The 18,728-nt window shown below is 52.9% G+C and carries 18 protein-coding genes; 14 read left to right on the forward strand and 4 right to left on the reverse strand.

All coding sequences use genetic code 11. The features are described 5' to 3' along the window. Window positions 1-56 precede the first annotated feature (56 nt). From IEX86_RS22055 to deoD, 5 genes are all read left to right on the forward strand, one after another. Complete coding sequence (locus IEX86_RS22055; RefSeq protein WP_188868291.1) at window positions 57-470, forward strand: cytidine deaminase; 414 nt, start codon at window positions 57-59, stop codon at window positions 468-470. Window positions 471-538: 68 nt separating this feature from the next. After that, window positions 539-1,801, forward strand: a complete 1,263-nt coding sequence (locus IEX86_RS22060; RefSeq protein ID WP_229685444.1) for a NupC/NupG family nucleoside CNT transporter — start codon at window positions 539-541, stop codon at window positions 1,799-1,801. 106 nt (window positions 1,802-1,907) lie between these two features. Further along, a complete protein-coding gene (gene deoA, locus IEX86_RS22065) occupies window positions 1,908-3,212 on the forward strand; it encodes a thymidine phosphorylase (RefSeq protein ID WP_188868292.1) in 1,305 nt (434 codons plus the stop codon). Between the two features lie 9 nt (window positions 3,213-3,221). Then, a complete protein-coding gene (locus IEX86_RS22070; RefSeq protein WP_188868293.1) occupies window positions 3,222-4,442 on the forward strand; it encodes a phosphopentomutase in 1,221 nt (406 codons plus the stop codon). A gap of 26 nt (window positions 4,443-4,468) precedes the next feature. Beyond that, window positions 4,469-5,179, forward strand: a complete 711-nt coding sequence (gene deoD, locus IEX86_RS22075; RefSeq protein ID WP_188868294.1) for a purine-nucleoside phosphorylase — start codon at window positions 4,469-4,471, stop codon at window positions 5,177-5,179. 201 nt (window positions 5,180-5,380) lie between these two features. On the opposite strand, the gene IEX86_RS22080 is transcribed toward deoD, so the two are convergent. From IEX86_RS22080 to IEX86_RS22090, 3 genes are all read right to left on the reverse strand, one after another. Further along, entirely contained in the window at window positions 5,381-6,178 is a 798-nt protein-coding gene (locus tag IEX86_RS22080; protein ID WP_188868295.1) for a Crp/Fnr family transcriptional regulator, read from the reverse strand. A gap of 72 nt (window positions 6,179-6,250) precedes the next feature. Next, window positions 6,251-6,541, reverse strand: a complete 291-nt coding sequence (locus IEX86_RS22085) for a TfoX/Sxy family protein (protein ID WP_188868296.1) — start codon at window positions 6,539-6,541, stop codon at window positions 6,251-6,253. A 115-nt stretch (window positions 6,542-6,656) separates the two neighbouring features. Next, window positions 6,657-8,198 carry a bifunctional aminoglycoside phosphotransferase/ATP-binding protein gene (locus IEX86_RS22090; protein ID WP_188868297.1) on the reverse strand — a complete coding sequence of 514 codons (1,542 nt, stop codon included), beginning with the start codon at window positions 8,196-8,198 and terminating at the stop codon, window positions 6,657-6,659. 116 nt (window positions 8,199-8,314) lie between these two features. Here IEX86_RS22090 and mrcB point away from each other — a divergent pair, with 116 nt between their 5' ends. Genes mrcB through IEX86_RS22105 form a run of 3 tightly spaced genes read left to right on the forward strand, consistent with a single transcriptional unit; the run spans window position 8,315 to window position 11,714 of the window. Further along, the gene (gene mrcB / locus IEX86_RS22095; RefSeq protein ID WP_188868299.1) at window positions 8,315-10,636 is read left to right on the forward strand and encodes a penicillin-binding protein 1B; all 2,322 of its coding nucleotides are present in this window, start codon (window positions 8,315-8,317) and stop codon (window positions 10,634-10,636) included. An 11-nt stretch (window positions 10,637-10,647) separates the two neighbouring features. Next, window positions 10,648-11,388, forward strand: coding sequence for a tetratricopeptide repeat protein (locus IEX86_RS22100; RefSeq protein WP_188868300.1), 741 nt, complete (start codon window positions 10,648-10,650; stop codon window positions 11,386-11,388). After that, window positions 11,388-11,714 (forward strand): YqcC family protein, encoded by a 327-nt coding sequence (locus IEX86_RS22105; protein WP_188868302.1) that lies wholly within the window; start codon window positions 11,388-11,390, stop codon window positions 11,712-11,714. Before IEX86_RS22100 ends, IEX86_RS22105 begins: the two co-directional genes overlap by 1 nt. Window positions 11,715-11,717: 3 nt before the next feature. Here IEX86_RS22105 and IEX86_RS22110 read toward each other — a convergent pair whose 3' ends face one another. Further along, window positions 11,718-12,167: a DUF4124 domain-containing protein gene (locus tag IEX86_RS22110; RefSeq protein ID WP_188868304.1), complete on the reverse strand. Its 450-nt coding sequence runs from the start codon at window positions 12,165-12,167 to the stop codon at window positions 11,718-11,720. Window positions 12,168-12,554: 387 nt separating this feature from the next. Between IEX86_RS22110 and IEX86_RS22115 the strand changes: the two genes are divergently transcribed. The 6 genes from IEX86_RS22115 (at window position 12,555) to msrQ (ending at window position 18,550) form a co-directional block, all read left to right on the forward strand. After that, complete coding sequence (locus IEX86_RS22115; protein ID WP_188868305.1) at window positions 12,555-14,282, forward strand: acetolactate synthase 3 large subunit; 1,728 nt, start codon at window positions 12,555-12,557, stop codon at window positions 14,280-14,282. Window positions 14,283-14,284: 2 nt separating this feature from the next. After that, the gene (gene ilvN / locus IEX86_RS22120) at window positions 14,285-14,776 is read left to right on the forward strand and encodes an acetolactate synthase small subunit (protein WP_188868307.1); all 492 of its coding nucleotides are present in this window, start codon (window positions 14,285-14,287) and stop codon (window positions 14,774-14,776) included. Window positions 14,777-14,814: 38 nt separating this feature from the next. Beyond that, window positions 14,815-15,831 (forward strand): ketol-acid reductoisomerase, encoded by a 1,017-nt coding sequence (gene ilvC, locus IEX86_RS22125; RefSeq protein ID WP_188868309.1) that lies wholly within the window; start codon window positions 14,815-14,817, stop codon window positions 15,829-15,831. A gap of 168 nt (window positions 15,832-15,999) precedes the next feature. Then, on the forward strand, window positions 16,000-16,869 hold the full coding sequence (gene pssA, locus IEX86_RS22130; RefSeq protein WP_188868310.1) for a CDP-diacylglycerol--serine O-phosphatidyltransferase: 870 nt from the start codon (window positions 16,000-16,002) through the stop codon (window positions 16,867-16,869). Window positions 16,870-16,928: 59 nt separating this feature from the next. After that, window positions 16,929-17,939: a protein-methionine-sulfoxide reductase catalytic subunit MsrP gene (msrP, locus tag IEX86_RS22135; protein WP_188868312.1), complete on the forward strand. Its 1,011-nt coding sequence runs from the start codon at window positions 16,929-16,931 to the stop codon at window positions 17,937-17,939. Beyond that, window positions 17,939-18,550: a protein-methionine-sulfoxide reductase heme-binding subunit MsrQ gene (gene msrQ / locus IEX86_RS22140; protein ID WP_188868315.1), complete on the forward strand. Its 612-nt coding sequence runs from the start codon at window positions 17,939-17,941 to the stop codon at window positions 18,548-18,550. Before msrP ends, msrQ begins: the two co-directional genes overlap by 1 nt. The last annotated feature ends 178 nt before the right edge of the window (window positions 18,551-18,728 follow it).

The raw sequence follows: 18,728 nt of genomic DNA on the forward strand, positions 1-18,728 counted from the left end.
CAGTTTTGGCCGGAACGTATAAAGTACCGGCCCTTTGATTGTCGAGGTGGTTTTCCATGAATGAACATGCCGATGTAGAGCATGAGGCGTTGCTGACGGAGGCCAAACAGGCCGCCGCTCAGACCTATTCCCCTTATTCGGAATTCCCTGTAGGGGCCGCACTGTTGACTGCCGACGGACAGGTAATTCGAGGCACCAATGTTGAGAACATTTCCTTCGGCCTTACCAATTGCGCCGAGCGTAGTGCGCTGTTTTCTGCAATCAGCCAGGGACTGCCGCCTCGTAGCTTTAAAGCTATTGCGGTTTACGCGCCCAAGGTTCCGCTGATCAGTCCCTGCGGTGCTTGCCGGCAAGTCTTGATTGAGCTGATGGCACCCGATGCGGTCGTCGTCTGCCAGGGAAGTGACCCGGCGTTGACCAAGGTCTGGACGCTCAAGGAATTGCTGCCAGGCGCTTTTGATTCTTTCTAAATCGCCGAAAGTGGTCCGACTGTTCGGGTCGGCACTCAAGGTCAGCCCGTGTGTTCGGAGAAAACACCATGATCAGTCTAGTCGGAATGGCAGTGCTTGTTGCAATTGCCATTGCGTTATCGAGTCATCGACGTGCGATCAAGCCACGCACTGTTTTATGGGCCTTTGCTCTTCAAGTGGTACTTGGGGCTTTTGCGCTATATGTGCCTTGGGGTCAGTCAACATTAGCGACTGCTTCGAATGCTGTTTCATCCCTGCAGGGGTATGCCAACCAAGGCATTGATTTTCTCTTCGGTGGCCTGAGCAGCCCCAAGATGTTCGAGTTATTTGGGAGTGGGGGCTTCATCTTTGCGCTTAAGGTATTGCCGGTCATTGTCTTTTTCAGCGCTTTTATCTCTGTTCTCTACTATCTGGGCATCATGACCTTGATCATCCGCCTCATTGGTACGCCGCTGCGCTGGTTGCTGGGAACAAGCCGAGCCGAATCCATGTCGGCCACTGCGAATATATTCGTGGGGCAGACAGAGGCGCCTCTAGTGGTGCGACCTTTCATTGCCAATATGACAAAGTCGGAGTTGTTTGCCGTGATGGTCGGCGGTGTGGCATCTGTCGCCGGCTCAGTATTGATTGGCTATGCAAGCCTCGGTATCGATCTTAAATACCTGATTGCAGCAAGTTTCATGGCTGCGCCTGGCGGGCTGCTAATGGCCAAGCTCATCGTGCCTGAAACCGAAACACCTCACGATACGTTGAGGGATGTGCTAGACACTCAGACTGAAAAGCCAGCAAATGTTATTGATGCGGCCGCGGTCGGCACTTCGAGTGGTCTGACGCTGGCGTTGAATGTAGGTGCCATGTTGCTGGTATTCATTGCTCTCATCGCCCTGGTCAACGGGCTCCTGGGCTGGGTCGGGGGCTTGTTTGGCTATCCCCAATTCAGTCTGCAGCTTCTGCTGGGGTACGTCTTTGCACCGCTAGCCTACGTTCTAGGCGTACCGTGGAGTGAAGCGATGCAGGCCGGAGGTTTGATTGGGCAGAAAATCGTACTTAACGAGTTTGTTGCCTATGTGGATCTATCGAACTACATCGATCCAGTCAAAGCGCTTGAGGCTGGTCGGCAGGTATTGTCTGAGCGTACTCAAATCATTACGACATTTGCGCTATGCGGTTTTGCCAACTTGTCTTCCATCGGCATTTTATTAGGTGGTCTTGGTGTAATGGCACCTAGCCGGCGACAGGATTTGGCCCGGCTTGGAGTAAAAGCGGTTATTGCTGGCACCTTATCTAATCTGATGAGCGCTGCTATTGCTGGGTTTTTCATCGCTCTTTGAGACCGGCTATTTCATTTGGAGCATCGCATGACGTATCGGTTAGTGATTGAATGCCAAACCGCCGGTGAGGCATATGGGAACGTATGTGCCAAGGAGAACCGCTGACATGTGGTTGGCTCAAGAGGTTATTCGCCGCAAGCGCGATGGACTGGTTTTGGATGCGGTAGATATCCAACGGTTTATTGAAGGGATCACGGACGGCAGTTTGAGTGAAGGCCAAATCGCAGCGTTCGCTATGGCTGTCCTGATCAAGGGGATGACTATTGAAGAGCGCATTGCGCTTACAGCGGCAATGCGTGACTCAGGCGAGGTTCTTCAATGGAACCTACCCGGTCCGGTGGTCGACAAGCACTCAACGGGCGGTGTGGGAGACATGGTCAGCTTGCCATTGGCGCCTCTTTTGGCTGCTTGCGGATGCTACGTGCCAATGATTTCAGGCCGTGGGCTGGGCCATACAGGCGGTACGTTGGATAAGCTGGAAAGCATTCCCGGCTATGACTGCCAACCGACTTCCGAGCGGCTTAGGGAAATCGTTGCAGAGGTAGGCTGCGCCATTATCGGTCAGACCGCTGACCTTGCCCCAGCTGACAAGCGGCTTTATGCCATTCGTGATGTCACCGGAACGGTCGAATCCATAGACCTCATCACTGGCTCTATCCTGGCTAAAAAGCTAGCCGCTGGGCTGGATGTACTGGTTATGGATGTAAAGACCGGTAATGGTGCTTTTATGGCTGATGCTGAGCAGGCGCATGCGCTGGCCGAAAGTATTGTAGCCGTTGCCAACGGTGCCGGAGTGAAAACACGTGCGCTGGTGACAGATATGAATCAGCCGCTATCACGAAGTGCGGGTAATGCTCTGGAAATTGCTGAAACCATCGCCTTGTTAAAAGGCGAGATTCGCAGCTCTCGACTTTGGGACGTCACCCTGGCTTTGGCCGAAGAAATTCTGGTTATGGCTAAGCTGGCAGATTCGCCTGATGCCGCTCGGCAACAGCTGATGGATGTATGGCAAAGCGGGGCAGCCTTACAAAGGTTTGCTCGAATGATTACTGCTCTGGGTGGCCCGGAAGATCTGATTGAGGCGCCCGAGCGCTACCTGCCTGCCGCCCCTGTCATCAGGCCGGTATGGCCAAAGACGCCTGGGACTATTGTTGCTATTGATACGCGCGCGGTCGGCCTGGCAGTTGTTGCACTGGGAGGAGGGCGTCGTCGACCTGAAGATGAGATAGATCTTTCTGTGGGCTTCAGTGAGCTGGCATTCGTAGGGGAGACGGTAGAAGCCGAGCAGCCGCTGGGATGGGTCCATGCTCGCGATGAGGCAAGCGCTGCCGAAGCGATCCAAACACTTCAAATGGCCTATCAGGTGGGAACTTCATCCTCTCTAAACAAGCTGATTCATGAACGTTTGTAGGGCCGTCAGATGAAAAAAGCAATTGTGCTGGTTCTGGATTCCTTTGGAATAGGCGCCTGCGCCGATGCTGCCCGGTTTGGTGATGCAGGAGCCAATACGCTGCTGCATATTGCCGAAGCCTGTCAGCGTGGGGAGGCTGATAACAGCCATCGTCATGGGCTCCTGCATTTACCTAACCTGGCCAGATTAGGACTGGGCCATGCGGCATATGCCAGCGGCGGGTCATTTCCACCAGGGTTTAGTACTGATCTTGTTCCAGAAGGCGCGTATGGTTATGCGCGTGAGCTGTCTTCCGGTAAAGATACACCCTCAGGTCACTGGGAAATGATGGGGGTGCCAGTCTTGTTCGACTGGGGATATTTTCCTGAGCGTACTCATACTTTTCCACCCGCGTTGCTGGAAGCACTTATTCACAAGGCAGCGCTGCCTGGCCTACTGGGCAACTGTCATGCTTCGGGAACAACGGTTCTAGACGAGTTAGGCGAAGAGCACATACGTACGGGCAAGCCGATTTGTTACACATCAGCAGACAGTGTTTTCCAGATTGCTGCCCATGAAACCCACTTTGGGCTCGACCGACTCCTTGCTGTATGTGAGATCGCTCGAGCTTTATGCGATGACTACAATGTGGGACGTGTGATTGCACGACCCTTCGTTGGTGAGCGAGCTGGTGATTTTCGCCGTACGGGTAATCGTCGCGACTATGCGGTACCTCCCCATGAGCCAACGTTGCTGGACCGCTTAACGCAGGCGGGCGGGACTGTTCATGCCGTAGGCAAGATTGGCGACATTTTTGCGCATCGCGGGATAAGCCGACTGTATAAAGGGGAGGGTAACGAAGCGCTCTTCAACGCCACGCTCCAAGCCTATCAGGAGGCGCCTGATAACAGTCTTGTCTTTGCCAACTTCGTGGATTTCGACATGCTCTATGGGCACCGTCGTGATACGGCTGGCTATGCAGCGGCGCTTGAGGCATTTGATGCGCGCCTGCCGGAGTTATTGAAGCAGTTGGATTCAGACACGTTGTTGGTACTGGCTGCCGATCATGGATGTGATCCTACACAAGCTGGCAGTGACCACACACGTGAACACATTCCGGTACTGGCCTATGGCGCTGGCATAACAGCAGGTTCTCTGGGCGAGCGACAAACCTTTGCTGACATAGGGCAAACGCTTGCGGACTATTTCGGCCTGCAAGCCTTTGCTCATGGCACATCATTTCTTTCTTAAAAACTAGATCACGTAGGAGCAACCTGATGCCAACGCCGCATATCGAGGCGCAACCAGGCGATTTTGCCGACACGGTACTGATGCCCGGCGACCCTTTGCGAGCTCGCATGATTGCCGAACACCATCTGGAAGACGCTCAGCAAGTTACGGGCGTCCGCAATATGCTGGGCTTTACTGGGACCTATCAAGGGCGGCGCATCTCCGTCATGGGCTCTGGCATGGGTATTCCATCGCTCTCCATTTATGCGCATGAACTGTATACCCAATACGACGTCAAGCGAATCATCCGGGTCGGTAGCTGCGGCTCAGTCAAACCTGAGATTGGCTTGCGTGACATCGTCATTGCAATGGGGGCCTGTACGGACTCTGTTGTCAATCGCAAGCGTTTCGGCGGTTTTGACTATGCGGCGATTGCTGACTTCGAGCTTCTTCAGGCTGCGGTAGCTACAGCTAACTCACAAAATATCCCGGTTCGGGTAGGCAATGTGTTTTCGGCGGACCTGTTCTATGAGCCTAACAACATTGCCTTCGAGTCTATGCAGGCGATGGGGGTGCTAGCTGTAGAGATGGAAGCAGCAGGACTCTATGGGCTGGCCGCTTCCCTTAATCGACAGGCGCTGGCCGTTCTGACGGTAAGTGACCACTTACTGACCTCAGAGCACCTGAGTCCAGAAGCCCGGCAGGAAGACTTTCACCAGATGGTCAAGCTGGTTCTCGATACAGTCATAAGCAACTGAGTTTGTGACAGGCAAAAAAAGACCCGGCAGAGCCGGGTCGAAACCGTGATTAGCCTGATGAGGAGATAACCTGAAAGGCCGACCTGCTAGTCTCTCAGTTATCAGAACCAGTCTCGCGACCAGTTGATTTAAATAATATACGTTCTCATTCTCATGTCAAGCTATCTGAGAATATTTCTTATTCTCAGATAGAAAGCAGGCTTAGGGTTTGATCTGCTGGCGTAACTGGGTGACTTCCTTATTAAGAAGATCAATACGCCGAGCCATGTTTTCAATGAGGTTATGAGCAATACGTGGCGTGCTATACATCAGGCTCAGGAATTGATCTTTGGGAATGATCATGACCGTACAGGGCTCAGTTGCTACAACGGTCGCATTACGCTTTTCCTGCGTAAAGACGGCCATGGCGCCAAAGATTTCATCCTTGCATACGTCGCCAACCTTCTGATCATTCACCCGTGCTTCGGCATGACCTTCAATGATGATAAAAACGTGGTCAGCTTCGTCACCTTGACGGATAAGCTCTTCGCCCGGGGCAAACTGTTTAAAGCCTGTACTTGGGCGCACTTCTTGAGGCTTCAGTCTGACCAAGGCATCGGAAAGCAGCGCATTTTGTCCAATAAGGTATTGGAGTAGTAACTCCTGGCGCTGTTCGTTGCTATGGATATGCCGGAAAACATCCGAGCGCCGATAAGGAATGAGTGTGACGGGCTCATCACTGGTATACAGGCATTCGGGAAGATCCAGGCCTTGCCTCATGCCTAGCAAATCACCTTCCTGTAAATAGAAAAGAGGACGTCCCTCTACTTGGGCATGCACCATGCCTTTCTGTATCAGAAAGAGATGATTGGCTGGCTCAAGCTCACTCAAGCCATACAGGCAATAGACAGAGATGGGCTCGCCTGAAGGGGAGAGTCCCCCGAGCAACTGCGCCGGTATACCCTGTAGACGGCTGATCAACTGATCGGCATAGGTAGGCTGCTCACCAAGGAGATACATAGCCCTGAATCCTTTATGTCAGAGGTGTGAAATAGCTCGCACAATAAGCAAGCTGATGGGCGGCGTAAATCCTCATGAACGGAGCTTGTGAGCTATCTCGTGTTCTTGGGCCAAGGCTCTGGCCTGAGCGAGGAGGGCCTGTTTGTGCTGAGGCGTCAGTTCATTCCAGTGAATGTTGAGCAGAGCGCCCTCTAAGGCATAAAGCAGAACTTTCGAAGTCCGAAAACCACGTGCACATACCGCCATGTAAGCTCCCGCTGAACCTCGATTACGCAGTTCATCTACTGTACGGATACCAACAGCGTGTAACCAAAGTACTGACGTCTTGCCGAGATTCTTCAACAACAGTAAGTCATTACTCATCGTGCCCTCCAGGCCCGTTTTGCCTAGTGCTCACTGAATGCACTCGCCTGAGTACCTCTTCAGTGTAGCGGCCTCTCCAGGCGCTGGAGGAAGAAACGATGTGTGGAACCTGCAGTTAGTTGACCGGAAGCTTATCTTGCATGGCTTTGATGAGCACATCCAGGTTGGCCGGATCAGTCATATCAACACGGCGTGTCCGAATCAGTTCCTGTTCTGTTAGTGGCTCACGACCTTGCTGCTGGGCTTGTATGACTGCCAGAGTCGCATCAGATGGATCACGACCTTCAGCTTGGCGTTCGGCCAGCCACTGGGCAATGACGGTATCCGGAGCATAACAATCGATGATCAGGAACAGGACGGCCGCTGTTTCTGCCACTTCAGCGGCCGCTTCACGTTGGGCCTGCTTCAGGTAGGTGGCATCCAAGACAACCGGATACCCTGCCTGAAGGATATTTGCCGCTACATGATGCAAGTGATCATAAGTCGCCCTTCCCGACTCGGCGCTATAGAGCACCTCCGGCGCTTCACTTTTGATCAGACGCTTGCGCTCGACATCCGATCGAAGACGAATGGCGCCTAGTGTCTCCACCAATTTAAGGGCCGCACTGCTTTTGCCTACAGCTGATACACCATGTGTAATAGCCAGGAGGCAGTATGGAATGGCACAGTAGCTTTCAGCCAGAGACGCATAGTTGCGATAGCGCGCTAGAATTTCAGCTTTTTGGGCCGGGTCGGATGCCTGGCCATACTGGAATAGGTTGATCTTAGCCCGCACCATGGCCCGGTAAGCCTTGTAAAACGGCAGGACGTAGAGGCCGTCGTAATCACCAGTCCGTTCGAAATAGGCGTTAATGAAGCGATGGGCCAGCGCCTTGTGCTTGCGATCTTCCAGATCCATTGCCAAAAAGGCGGTGTCGGCGATCACATCCGTCATGCGGAAGGGCTCATTGAACTCGATACAGTCAAAGAGCACGACCTGTCCGTCCAGCTGAGTCACGTTGGCCAGATAGATGTCCCCGTGACACTCGCGAATAAATCCTTCATTTTTGCGCCGCTCGAACAGAGGGTGCAAACGAGCGAAATGCTCTTCCGCCCAGGCTTCCAAGTGATCCAATTGAGCAAGATCTTCTGTATGCTCAAGCATTGGACGGATCTGCTCAAAGTTCTGGCGCACAGGGGCCATTACTGAGTCAGGTGACCCTAGCTCATTAGTAGCGCCAACCACGGGTGCGCTCAAATGGAAGCGCGCAATCTGCTCGGCCAAGGCATCGATATGTTGCTCGGTGAGTTCGCCACGCTTTTCCATTTCGCTCAAGAGCTGACTCTGAGGAAACTCGCGCATCTTGATGGCATACTCGATAACCGGGCCTTCTCCTGCTATTTGAGGCGCTTCGGCAGTGCCAGTAATAGGAACGACATCCAGATATAGCCCCTCAGTCAGGCGCTGGTTGAGGCGTAGCTCTTCACGACAAAAGTGGCCTCTGGCATTCAGATCGGTGAAGTCAAGAAAGCCGAAGTTCACTGGTTTCTTGATTTTGTAAGCATATTCTCCAGTCAGTACCACCCAGGAAATATGCGTCTCAATAACGTTGAACGCGGTAACCGGGTGTGGATAAAGGGCCGGGTTCTGCAACGCAGCGATCAGGGTCTGACTCACAAGCGGTCCTTAGCGTAGCAATAAAAAGTGATCGCCATTATGGCTGCTGTGAGTGACCCTGCAAACCGCTGGCTGGCGTCTGCCCGCTAGATGCAAAGTGCGTATAATGCGCCGCCATGAAACGCACCCGATCCTCTCGCTCAAAAAAACCGTCTCGCCAATTCTTCAACTGGCGCTCCCTGTCTGGCTGGGCTCTTAAATTAGGCCTGGTGGGCTTGGTCGTCCTTGCGGGATTTTCTATCTATCTTGATGCCATCGTGCAGGAGAAGTTTTCCGGCAAGCGCTGGATGGTTCCTGCCAAGGTCTATGCGCGGCCGCTTGAGCTGTTTACAGGGCTCAAACTCAGCAAAGATGACTTTCTGACCGAGCTTGATGCGCTGGGCTATCGTCGCGAGAAGGCAATTCAGGGGCCGGGTGACGTCTCGGTGGCTGGCTCCAGCGTTGAGCTGGATACCCGCGGCTTTCAGTTTTACGAAGGCGAAGAACCACCTCGCTCGATCAAGGTGAGTTTTTCGGGTGACTTTGTCTCGGGCCTAAGCAGCAAGGATGGCTCGGAGCTGGCCGTGGCGCGTCTTGAGCCGCTCATGATCGGGGGGATATATCCTGCCCACAATGAAGACCGCATCCTCGTTAAGCTGGATCAAGTCCCGCCTGCGCTCATCAATGGACTGGTCTCGGTCGAGGACCGCGAGTTTTGGGATCACCATGGCGTTTCGCTGAAGTCGATTGGCCGAGCCGCCTGGATCAACATCACAACAGGCCAGTTGCGTCAGGGTGGAAGTACATTGACTCAGCAGCTGGTCAAGAACTTTTATCTCACCAGTGAGCGCAGCCTGACGCGTAAGCTTACTGAAGCCTTGATGGCAGTATTGCTTGAGCTGCACTACGACAAAAACGAAATCCTTCAGGCTTACCTTAACGAGGTTTTCCTGGGGCAGGATGGTACCCGTGCGATTCATGGCTTTGGTCTAGCCAGCCAGTATTTTTTCAGCCAACCGTTATCTGAGCTCAAGTTACACCAGGTAGCTCTGCTGGTTGGGATGGTCAAAGGGCCTTCCTATTACAATCCGAGACGTTATCCGGAGCGTGCTCTAGCCCGACGTAACTTGGTCATTGATCTGATGGCCGAGCAGGGTGCAGTGACAAAAGAGGACGCCGAAGCGGCCAAGCAACGCCCCCTGGGAATCAGTAAAGCAGGATCGCTGACAAACAGCTCTTATCCGGCATTTATCGATCTTGTTAAGCGCCAGCTCCAGCAGGACTATCGGGAAGAAGACTTGACCGGTGAAGGGTTACGTATTTTCACCAGCTTCGATCCAATTCTTCAGCTCAAAGCCGAAACTGCTATGACCGAGGCCTTGAAGCGTCTGGATGGCCGCAAAGGTGTCGAAAATATCGAAGCGGCCATGGTTGTTACCAATCCGGAAACCGGAGAGGTTCAGGCGTTGCTGGGCGGACGTGATCCTCGCTTTGCCGGCTACAACCGAGCACTGGATGCGGTTCGGCAGGTGGGCTCGATCATCAAGCCTGCGGTATACCTGACGGCATTGGAGCGACCAAGTCAGTACACCCTGACAACCTTCATCAAGGATGAGCCTTTCTCCGTTAAAACCGGTGATGGCCAGATCTGGCGACCGCAGAATTACGAACGTAACGCCCACGGTACGGTTTTCCTATATCAAGGTTTGGCACACTCCTACAACCTGTCTACAGCTCGACTGGGCTTGGATTTAGGCGTGCCTGAGGTGCTCAAGACGGTTGAGCGCCTGGGTGTGAGCCGCTCGCTGCCACCTTATCCATCAACGCTTCTAGGGGCCGGCGCACTGACACCTATAGAGGTCGCCACCATGTATCAGACGCTTGCCAACGGGGGCTTCAATACGCCGCTGCGCAGCATTCGAAGTGTGCTGGCTTCTGATGGTGAGCCGCTCAAGCGTTATCCGTTCCAGATTCAACAGCGTTTCGATCCGGGAGCTATTTATCTAACTCAATACGCGATGCAGCGCGTCATGCGCGAGGGCACGGCTCGTTCGGTCTATAACCAGCTACCTTCTTCCTTGAATCTTGCAGGTAAGACCGGTACGACCAATGATTCGCGAGACAGTTGGTTCTCAGGTTTCAGTCAGGATCTGCTTGCAGTGGTCTGGCTCGGTCGTGATGACAACGGCAAGACACCACTGACGGGTGCTACAGGTGCACTGCAGGTATGGACTGGCTTTATGAAGCGTGCCAAGCCAACGTCACTGGATCTGCCTTTGCCCGATAACATTGTTCAGGCATGGGTTAATCCGGCTACAGGTCAGGGAACTGATCCAAATTGCCCTGGCGCGGTCCAAATGCCCTATATTCAGGGTAGTGAGCCTCCTCCAGGGCTGGCATGTGGTGGACAAAACCCTTCCGACTCTGTCATGGACTGGGTCCGCGGTTGGTTGAACTAAGAGGGTAGAACGTGACTAAAGCGGTATGGGCGGCACTGGCCGCTACAGTAATTCTGGCGGGTTGCGCTACACCACAGCAAGGCGCCATTCCGGTCGTCGATTCAAGTACGCCGGTTTCCAATCAGGAGCTGACGCGCAATGGCGGTCGTATGCCAACTAACGCACCACCACCCATGGCAGCCCAGGCGCCCCAACCACAGGATGGCGGTGTCACGGTTATGGTGCCAGGTGATAACCCGGCACCCATCCAGACATTTGCGGCAGCTCCAGCTACTGCACCCATCTCCACGGGCCCTATCACTATAGGGCCTTCAGCCGGCGCGCCTGCTGCTCAGGGATACGATAGCTATTCAGCGCCCCAGCCAGTACCCAGCGCGCCCACGGGTATTCCTTCCGGTCGCAGCAATACGCTGTCGGCCGACGAACAGTTGGATGGGCCATTGTTAGCCTTGCTGACGACTGCGCAGCAGCAACAGGGAGGCGGTGACCTTAACGGCGCGTCTTCAAGCCTGGAAAGGGCGATGCGTATTGCGCCCCGAGAGCCTCAAGTATTGTATCGGCTGGCTGAAGTCCGTCTGGCCCAGGGTGATGCTGCACAGGCTGAGCAGTTGGCTAGGCGCGGATTGACCTATGCCAATGGACGGCCTGCTTTACAGGCCAGCTTATGGGAGTTGATTGCGCAGTCCCGTGAACGCCAAGGCGATGCTGCAGGCGCTGCAACAGCACGCCAGCGCGCCAAGGTGGGTGCCTGATGGACGCTCGATTGTCTGATTTGGCAGAGCAACTGCTTCTGATCGAGAGGGAGCTGCGCATCCTGGGGTGGTGGGAGAGTGTATCGCCCACTGCCCAGGACTTGGCCAGTCAAGAGCCCTTCTGTGTAGACACCCTTAACTTTGCACAATGGCTTCAGTGGATTTTTCTGCCGCGTATGAAGATTATCATTGAGTCAGATAGCGGGCTGCCTGAGCGCTCAGGCATTCGCCCCATGGCTGAGGTGGTCTATCAAAGCGATACGCATAACGTGGCTGCGCTACTAGATGCACTAGGCGAGTTCGATCGGTTGATCGAACATCGCTAAAGCCTAATTACAGTTTTGATTGATAGAGAATTCAGCTTCACTAATGCGCTGCTGGCGTTCTTCTTCAGTGAGCCGCCTCATCTGGCCCCGGCCTTCTTCAACCATGACCCGAGGATTACTGCGTAACTGTGCCAGATTGGTTCGCGCAGATTTGCAGTACTCCTCACGCTTCCTTTCTTGCTCCCGGACGTCTTGCTGAACCTTCTGCTCAATGGAGCGCTGTGCAGCATTATTCACCGTATCGCCAGCACCACTTCCGGCTCCAGACGCATTAGGTTGGCCTGAAAGGCTAGGCGCTGGTTTTACCTTCATTTCATCGGCACTGTGGTCAGCTGGTGGTTGTGCACTGAAGTGGGTTACTCCTTGAGCATCGACCCACTTGTAAACCTGAGCGGCGTGAACGGAGCCCATCAAGACAAAGGCGCTGCTAATGGCTAAAAACGTACGCCACATGTTGAATCCTTTAGCGTAAGGGTTAGAGGGTTCTACTATAGCGAAACTTGCTCTCAAAAAATGAGACTTTGATCTGTGCATAAATTAAGTGCATAGACGGCTTGACTTGCACCGGCTGAATGCGAAGAATCCAAGGTTCGCTGTAGAAAGCCAGCCCAAAGCTAGCTTCTCGGCAGACCATGAGGTGCCTACCCGCGCCGCCGCAGTCATACCCGCAACGCGTTACCTCGCGCTGGGTGGAAGAACTTGGTAACTCTAGAGCTCTTCCAACACGGCTTTCTTGGCAGCTGTCCCGTCGGCGATCACCGTCGCCCATGCTCTGCCTTGCAGTCGATCGAACCCCGACAGCCCACTCGTGGGCGCTCGTATTGCGTTGAGAGGTGAAACGTGGAGCTCTTATCCGGCGCTGAAATGGTCGTCCGTTTTTTGCGTGACGAAGGCGTTAAATACATCTACGGGTATCCCGGTGGCGCACTGCTGCACATCTACGATGCCCTGTTCAAAGAAAAAGCAGTCACCCATATTCTGGTTCGCCATGAGCAGTCAGCTACGCATATGGCGGATGGTTATGCGCGTGCGACCGGAAAGGCTGGCGTCGTTCTGGTAACGTCGGGCCCAGGGGCCACCAATGCCATTACAGGTATTGCTACGGCATATATGGATTCCATTCCAATGGTGATCCTGTCTGGCCAGGTCGGCAGCAACATGATCGGCTCCGATGCATTTCAGGAAGTCGACATGGTGGGCATTTCCCGCCCCATCGTTAAGCACAGTTTCATGATCAAGCACCCCTGCGAAATTCCAGAGGTCATGAAAAAGGCTTTCTATCTGGCGGAGTCTGGCCGTCCCGGCCCAGTAGTGGTTGATATTCCAAAGGACATGACCAGTCCTACGGAAAAGTTTGAATATGTATATCCAAAGAAGGTCAAGCTACGGTCCTATAACCCTGCTGTCCGTGGTCACTCAGGACAGATCCGCAAGGCAGCCGAGATGCTGCTGGCGGCCAAGCGCCCCATTCTGTATGCCGGTGGTGGCGTCATTATGGGAAATGGCGCCGCTCAACTGACCGAGCTTGCCAGGACTCTCAATCTGCCAGTCACTAACACCCTGATGGGGTTAGGTGGTTTTCCAGGCAGTGATCGTCAGTTCCTGGGCATGTTAGGCATGCATGGCAGCTATACCGCCAATCTGGCGATGCACCACAGCGACGTCATCCTGGCTGTAGGAGCCCGCTTTGATGATCGTGTCATCAATGGTGCCAAGCGCTTCTGTCCGAATGCCAAAATCATTCATATTGATATCGACCCTGCCTCTATTTCCAAGATGATCAAGGCAGACGTGCCGATCGTTGGGCCGGTAGATAGCGTCTTGACGGAAATGGTCGCTATTCTCAAGGAAATTGGCGAGAAGCCCGCTGCGGAGGCGCAAGCCAACTGGTGGAAGCAGATTGAGGAGTGGCGCACTTCGCAGGGCGGCTTGTTCCCTTATGACAAGGGCGATGGCAGCATCATCAAACCGCAGACGGTAATCGAGACGCTTTACGAGGTCACCCGTGGAGATGCATTCATTACCTCTGATGTAGGCCAGCATCAGATGTTTGCGGCGCAGTATTACCTGTATGACAAGCCAAACCGTTGGATCAACTCTGGTGGCTTGGGCACCATGGGCTTTGGCTTGCCTGCAGCCATGGGCGTCAAGCTTAACTTTCCGGATGTTGACGTTGCCTGTGTAACCGGCGAGGGCAGTATCCAGATGAACATTCAGGAGCTGTCTACCTGTCTACAATATGACCTCCCTGTCAAAATTGTTACTCTGAACAACCAGGCGCTGGGCATGGTTCGTCAGTGGCAGGATATGCAGTACAACAGTCGTTACTCACATTCCTACATGGAGTCACTGCCTGACTTCGTCAAGGTGGCTGAGGCTTACGGTCATGCCGGTATGCGCATTACACGACTGGCGGATCTCAAGCCCATGATGGAAGAGGCTTTTGCCATGAAGGACCGTCTGGTCTTCCTGGATATTCAGGTTGATACCAGTGAGCACGTCTATCCGATGCAGATTAAAGATGGATCGATGCGCGAAATGTGGCTGAGCAAGACGGAGCGGACTTAATCATGCGGCATATCATTTCCCTTCTGCTAGAAAACGAGCCCGGCGCATTATCCCGCGTAGTCGGTCTGTTTTCGCAGCGCAACTACAACATCGAAAGCCTGACAGTCGCTCCGACAGAAGATCCGACGCTTTCACGTCTGACGCTGACAACGGTTGGTCATGATGAAACCATTGAGCAGATTACCAAAAACCTTAACAAGCTGATCGAGGTTGTTAAGTTGGTAAATCTGTCAGAGGGCTCTCATATTGAGCGAGAGCTTCTGCTAGTCAAGGTCAAGGCGGCCGGGGCTCAGCGCGATGAAGTCAAGCGCACCACAGATATCTTCCGTGGACAAATAGTAGATGTAACGAGTAGCGTCTATACGATTCAACTGGCGGGCACGAGCGAGAAACTCGATAGCTTTATCCAGGCAATCGGTGCGACGTCTATTCTGGAAGTTGTACGCAGTGGTGTCACAGGGATTTCCCGTGGCGACAAGGCTCTGAGCATTTAAATTGATAAAGCCACGCGGCTAATTCTAAGGAGAATTTCATGCGCGTTTACTACGATAAAGATTGTGATCTTTCCATCATTCAGGGCAAGAAAGTCGCCATTATCGGCTATGGCTCTCAGGGCCACGCTCATGCAAACAACCTGAAAGACTCAGGTGTGGACGTTGTTGTTGCACTGCGTCCAGGTTCTGCCTCTGCCAAAAAGGCTGAAGCAGCTGGCTTGACTGTCAAGAGTGTTCCAGAAGCAGTAAGCTCTTCCGACGTCATCATGATCCTGACGCCTGATGAATTTCAGGCTCAACTGTACAAGAATGAAATCGAGCCCAACCTGAAACAGGGCGCTACCCTGGCGTTTGCTCATGGCTTTGCGATTCACTACAACCAGGTTGTACCGCGTGCAGATCTGGACGTCATCATGATTGCCCCAAAGGCACCGGGTCACACTGTGCGCTCCGAGTTCGTTAAAGGCGGCGGTATTCCTGATTTGATCGCTGTTTATCAAGATGCCTCTGGCAATGCCAAGAACGTAGCCCTGTCCTACGCTTGCGGCGTGGGCGGCGGCCGTACTGGTATTATCGAAACCACGTTCAAGGATGAGACCGAGACTGACCTGTTCGGTGAGCAGGCTGTTCTGTGTGGTGGTACCGTTGAGCTGGTTAAAGCAGGTTTCGAAACGCTGGTTGAAGCGGGCTACGCTCCTGAAATGGCCTACTTCGAGTGCCTGCACGAACTGAAGCTGATTGTGGACCTGATGTATGAGGGCGGTATCGCCAACATGAACTACTCCATCTCCAACAATGCGGAGTATGGTGAGTACGTGACAGGTCCTGAAATCATTAACGCCGAATCTCGCCAGGCTATGCGCAATGCACTCAAGCGTATTCAGGATGGTGAATACGCCAAGATGTTTATCAGTGAAGGCGCAAGCAACTACCCATCCATGACGGCATATCGTCGCAATAATGCGGCGCATGGTATTGAGCAGATCGGTGAAAAACTGCGCGCCATGATGCCTTGGATTTCTGCTAACAAGATCGTCGACAAGAGCAAAAACTAATCATTAGGGCTGTCAAAGGTCCTGTTGATCTCAGTTTCGGAAAAACGCGGCCACGGCCGCGTTTTTTCGTTTCAGCTCGTCTTCTGATATAAAAGCTGTAACGTGTTAAGGATGAACCCTGAGAGGAGGGGATCATCCAAGACTTCAAGTCCTATGCAAGGAATTTTCATGAGCGAGCGTCCCGACGAAGCTAACGAAACAGCTTCCTCAAGCACTGAAAGCATTATTCCCGTCGATGAGCATTTCGAAGAAACACACGATGCCCAAGGACGAAAGGTTCGCCGTCGAGGTGTGTACTTACTTCCAAACCTATTTACGACAGCTGCGCTTTTTGCCGGGCTTTATTCAATAATCAAGTCCATCGCAGCACAGACTGCCTTCATTCAGGGGCATTCGGAGGAGGCAGCCATAGGATTTGCTGCGGCAGCTGCAGCTATCTTTATCGCCATGATCCTTGACGGTCTTGATGGTCGAGTCGCCCGTTTAACCAATACTCAAAGTGCATTTGGTGAACAATATGATTCGCTGTCGGATATGGTGGCTTTTGGAGTAGCGCCAGCCATACTTGCATTCGAGTGGGCTTTGATCAGCCTGGGTAATGTAGGCTGGGCTGTAGCGTTTATTTATGTAGCAGGAGCGGCGCTTCGTCTTGCTCGTTTTAATACCCAGATTGGCTCTGTTGATAAGCGCTATTTCATTGGCCTGGCAAGTCCATCGGCCGCTGCACTAGTTGCTGGAACCGTTTGGTGCTTCAGCGATTTTGGTATTCAAGGCTCCAAACTGTCTTTCCTGGTTGCGCTTATGGTTGCCGCAGCTGGAATGCTTATGGTCAGCAATTTCAAATACTGGAGCTTCAAGACTCTGGATATGAAAGGACGGGTTCCTTTCGTAGGTATCATTGTAGCTGTCCTGGTCTTTGCCATTATTTTTACTGATCCACCACGAGTGCTACTGCTAGGCTTCCTTGCGTATGCAGTATCTGGCCCTGTCAAGGCACTGATGCGCTTCCGCCGTCATCGCAATCGCACAATTGATTAATTGCCAGATTATCTCCACAGTGACATTACGTATTGATAGTAGTCGCTGTGGAGATTGCCATGCTGATCAAAGTCCCTCTGCGTTCTGCCTGCAAACCATCTGAAATTACACCAGAAGCCATCTATCTATCTCGTCGGCAATTTATGGGCGCGACGGGCGCTGCCATCACAGTTGCCACACTGCCTAACTGGGCACTTGCTGATGGGTCTGTTTATTCAGATGTGGAGCCAGGCAAGGCGCCTGATTGGTTTACTGAGAACCAGTCTGCTATCCATTGGAAAGCGGTAGATGTAAAGGGCGAAGCTATAACGCCATTCAAGGACGTTACGCAATACAACAACTTTTACGAGTTCGGTCCTGATAAAGGTGATCCCTATGCCAATGCAGGGCAAATGGTGACCGAACCTTGGACTGTCAAGGTAGACGGAGAAGTAGGTAAACCAGGTACCTATTCGCTCGAAGACATTATCCGGCCTAAGCGGTTGGAAGAAAGGATATACCGCCTGCGTTGTGTCGAAGCGTGGTCCATGGTTATCCCGTGGCTAGGTATACCACTGGCGGATGTCATCAAGCAGTTCGAACCGACAGCTAATGCTAAGTACGTTCGTTTTGAAACATTGAATGATCCCCAGCATATGCCAGGGCAGCGTTCCAGTTTTTCTCTACTGGATTGGCCCTATCGAGAAGGGCTGCGTATGGATGAGGCCATGCATCCATTGGCTATATTGGCAGTAGGCATGTATGGACGAGTGCTGCCTAATCAGAACGGCGCACCTATTAGGCTAGTCGTGCCATGGAAATACGGATTCAAAAGTATAAAGTCGATTGTTCGCATCAGCTTGGTAAGTGACCAGCCGCAGACAACCTGGCAAAGCATGGCGCCAAATGAGTACGGCTTTTACGCCAACGTCAATCCTCAGGTCGATCACCCCCGTTGGAGTCAGGCTAAAGAGCGAAGGCTTCCTAGTGGACTGTTTAGCCCTAACATCCGAGAGACGCAGATATTTAACGGCTATGGGGAAGAGGTGGCTAGCCTATATGCCGGCATGGACCTGAGGAAGCAGTATTGATGGTGTTGAGAATGTGGCGGGTAGCGGTCTTTATGATCACGCTCTCGGTGCTTGGCATTTGGCTGTATGAGGCATGGAGTTTTGCGCTGGGACCTGATCCCGGTAAGGTCATCATTGATAGGCTTGGCCTTGGGGCATTAGTGCTTTTGCTGATAACGCTCAGCTTGACGCCTTTTCAGAAAGTAACGCATTGGAAAGGTTGGATGCTCGTTCGCCGCCAGTTGGGGTTATGGGCCTTTACCTACGCGCTGCTTCATTTCTGCTCTTATTTAGTTTTCGTACTTGGCTTGGACCTTTCTAGTCTAGGGAGAGAATTACAAAAGCGTCCTTATATTATTGTAGGCTTCATCGCTTTATTGACGCTGTTTCCTCTAGCGCTAACGTCCAACCGATTTAGCATGCGTAAGCTGGGCAAGCACTGGAAGCCTTTGCATCGTCTTGTTTATGTAGCACTGATAATGGGCTTGCTGCATATGTTTTGGATAGTACGCTCAGACATCCGTGAATGGCTCATCTATGCTCTAGTAGGACTTCTACTGCTTATGCTTCGCTTGCCCTTTATATCCACTCGTCTAAAGCAGAAGAAAGGTTCCAAGGCTAAGCTAAAATAAAGCTTGACCTGCTGATTCATAGGCCTATAATGCGCCCCACTTCCGCTGCAACGGAACGGCAAAAAGTCTTGTAGATCAATGACTTAGCTGTCCGGTAGCGTTCAGGTCCAGGCCTGATGGCAGCGGAGGAGGGAAGCGTGGTTGACAAGCCCCTGGGCTTGTGTAGAATACGCCTCCC

Origin of the sequence: Pseudomonas asuensis (assembly GCF_014646755.1) — a bacterium.
Classification (GTDB): domain Bacteria; phylum Pseudomonadota; class Gammaproteobacteria; order Pseudomonadales; family Pseudomonadaceae; genus Chryseomonas; species Chryseomonas asuensis.